Below are 3,510 nucleotides of genomic sequence, written 5' to 3' on the forward strand. Positions count from 1 at the left end.
GTCTCGTAAGGGAAACTGCTGGGACAATGCGTCCATGGAGACGTTCTTTGGCCATATGAAAGATGAGCTTAACTACAAGGACTGTAAATCTCTTAAAGAGCTGCGTCTACGGGTCAATGAGTACATGACCCGCTACAATTCTGAACGCTACCAATGGACATTAAAGAAGATGACTCCTGATGAATTCAGAAGCCACCTTCTAACTGCTTAAGACTATGGTAACCGCCTTTTAATACTGTCCATAAATGGGGTTACAGTTCACACTCGCATGTGGTTTATCAGTTTTTACTGCCCCTTACAGACCAAGTAGTCCTTTAGATTTTTCCAATCTTGAATTTTTTCTATATCCGTACTCTGTATTCATAGGTTCTGCTAATCTGTTTGCAGTATTGCACCGAAAAGTTCGGGCTCAAATCCCTTAGGCCAAATTGTTAATTTATTGTACTTCGCGCCGTTCAAAATCGCTTCACCTAACCCGATGCAATTCATATTTGCCCCAAGAAGTATTGCGTCTTCAAAACAAGCATTCTTTACTTGCGCATCTGTAAAATCAACAAAACTTAATTCAGTTTTTCTAAAACTTGCATGATTGCACCTCGCTCTATGCAATACTGCCTTATTCAAATTAGCCGCATCCAGGCTGCACATTATCATCGAAGCATCAGAAAAATTAGCGTTACTAAGATTAGCGCCATTTAACTCAGCATTCCGCAAGTTTGCCTTCACAAGACTCGCATTAATTAAAGATTGCTCGTTGAGGATTGCCCGATGAAAATTAAATTCATCTAATATCGCATTATCAAGCGTATCAAGATTAATTATTATGGGTTCATCCAACGCATGACTAAATACTTTTATCATTGTTTGCCTCCTATCTATTGCCCCAGTCCTCAGGGTCTATCTTCAGACTTTCCCAAGGAATTACTCTCGATGGATTTCCACCCGGGTATGGTCTATATGCCGGTATCTGACCTATTACTAGACCAGCTATATAACGATGATACCCATCTACCAAAATACCGTTGTCGACCTTAATCGCTGGTGCCGTTTGTCCTCTCAATGCCATATCCACATATGCTTGTATTACGGGAAGCGATACAGCAACTTGCTGAGCTTTCAAATCAGCATTTGCAAGTGCACTACGAATCATTCCTTCAGTAACAGTACAATTGTGTACCCATAGTCCAAGGTTTGATACAAAATATGAATTGTAATCCTTAACCTCAAAATTATAAACAGTCGTGTGTACCGCGGCTTTATTAATCTGCTCAATACTTTTGGTACTACCATCACTTGCTAAAAGGAGATCTCCAACTTTTAGGTCTTTTACCAAAGTCCATCCTACATCATTTAACCAAAACGGATGTTCTCCAGTAACCTCAATAACTTCTTCTCCAACATGAATATAATAAATCTCATTTGCTTGCTTTTGAAATAATCCTAAAACCTCTTTGTATGCTATGTCACCTGTCAAATCATTTTTCGCTAGAACCATATCACCCACAGCAATTTCTTCAATGGCTTTTTCACCATTCTCAGTTAATACCTTAGTTCCTGCTGTAAAACAATTGCACTCATACATCCCTGTCTTTGTAACCATATAGTTTGTTCTAGATTTTCCATTAAACAAAGCGATATTTAAGTATCCGTCACCGTGCCCTGTAATTAAAGCACTACCACCCTTGCATCCATTTGTTAGATAACTACAACCATCGTTTCTTAATGCTAGTCCTTGTATTTCAGAGACTGCTCTAATACTCTTATCTCCAACAGCGTACCCTTGTTTTAACAATTGAAGATTATCTTTTTGTAGTTCGTTTAATAAACCATCATATCCGCTGTACTGGTTTATTGATAAGTTATCAAAGAACCATTTAACGCTATTTACATACGAACTATTTTTAGTCAACCTGCTAAATTGCTTACTGCTAGGGAGCTTATAGTCGTGACCACTAGGATCCCAACGAGTTAGGGGATTATTAGCTACATACGTATACAAATTCAAACTCAATGGATTCCCGAGTTCCCCTTCATACGTATCCTCATTAATAAACCGTCCTATACTTGGATCATACCATCTTGCGCGCAAATATTGCAGATTCGTTGTCGCATCCCAGTATTCACCTGAGTAGCGGAAAATGTTCGGGACTCGCTCCTCCTGAACCAATGGATTGCCCCAGATATCGTACGTATAGCGGTTCAGTACATTGCTTTGTGCATCCCGAATTTCCGTAACATCTCCGTGCCCGTTGGATACGTAGTACTGCATACCCTGACCTGGTACCTGGCGGGCCAGAAGCTTGCCGTTCGAATCATGGACATATGCTGATGTAATCGTGACGCTGCCGTTGCCTTCTACTCTTCCTTCTGCTACTATCTTCGCTCTGTCGTCATAGTAATAACGGGTCGTTACACCGCCTTCGGTGCGTTCTACCATCAGGTTATCCCCGTTGTAGCGGTAGATGACGGCTTTGCCGTCTTCTGTCATCACTTGAGTCAGACGATTGCGGCTGTCGTACGCGTAGCTGGCTCCCTTGATATTCGGTACCTGATCGCTTTGCAGGGTGCTTCGGTTATCTCGTTGATCGTACGCATAGGCTTCATTGAACTGGCTTGATGTCTTGATTCGATTCAGCTTATCGTAGCTAAATTGATAACCTGCTCCATTATCGTTTTTGTCCGTGATATTTCGGTTGTTATCATAGGTGTAGCTATAGTTTCCAAACAGTGCATCTCCTTGCTTCTGCTGGATGCCTGCTAGATTAAAGCCATCATACGCATAGTTCTCCAAGAATCCTTGCGTCGATTTCAACTCCGTCAAGCGATTATATGAGCCGTCGTATTTGTATTCAAATTGTGTGAGCTGCGAGCCGCTACCATCTAAGACGGCCATACTTGTTGGGTTCGGCAGGATGCCAAGGTGCCCGATTCGTTGCGTGAGCTTATAGCCCCCGGCCGTAACGGTCTGTTCTGTACGCAATCCCCTAATTTCATAATCGTAATTGATTCTGGTCTGATCCGGATAGGTGATCGATGCCAATTCTCCTGTTGGATAGTAGGCATAAGCTGTCGTGCCCGTCTGATCCGTCATTGCTGTCCGCTTGCCCGTCGCGTCGTAGCTGTACGAAATCCTCTCGTCCGGAGCAACGACCGTATTCAGGAAATTGCGGTTACTGTACTCGAACTGTTGAACCTGTCCTTTCCGGTCGATGCTTTTGATCACGTTTCCATTGCCGTCATAATAGAAACGTTTGCTTTGCTTCATCGGATCGATCTGCTGCTGCAGTCGGCCGATTTCATCGTATCGTTTCTCAACCGTATTTCCGTCCGCATACCTGATCTCGACCATATTCCCCGACAGATTATACCGATAGCGTGTCGTCTTTCCTTCGGCATCTGTAACGGCGATCAGGCGTCCTAGTACATCATACTCGTACTTTGTCACGTTGTTATTACCGTCGTAGGCAGTCTGAACATTCCCCACATAATCATATTCGTACCGTCCTGCTA

Annotated in this window: 3 protein-coding genes; 1 reads left to right on the plus strand and 2 read right to left on the minus strand. The window is 42.8% G+C overall.

The annotated features are described in order from the left end of the window. Nucleotides 1-211: IS3 family transposase (locus AZ66_RS27890; RefSeq protein ID WP_044357889.1), on the plus strand; the 211-nt coding region annotated here is incomplete at its 5' end. 161 nt (nt 212-372) lie between these two features. Here AZ66_RS27890 and AZ66_RS27895 read toward each other — a convergent pair. Both AZ66_RS27895 and AZ66_RS33165 read right to left on the minus strand, forming a co-directional pair. Continuing rightward, nucleotides 373-861, minus strand: coding sequence for a pentapeptide repeat-containing protein (locus AZ66_RS27895; RefSeq protein ID WP_044357890.1), 489 nt, complete (start codon nt 859-861; stop codon nt 373-375). 10 nt (nt 862-871) lie between these two features. Then, nucleotides 872-3,510: polymorphic toxin-type HINT domain-containing protein (locus AZ66_RS33165; RefSeq protein ID WP_269433154.1), on the minus strand; the 2,639-nt coding region annotated here is incomplete at its 5' end.

Source organism: Paenibacillus sp. E194, assembly GCF_000935845.1.
Classification (GTDB): domain Bacteria; phylum Bacillota; class Bacilli; order Paenibacillales; family Paenibacillaceae; genus Paenibacillus_B; species Paenibacillus_B alvei_B.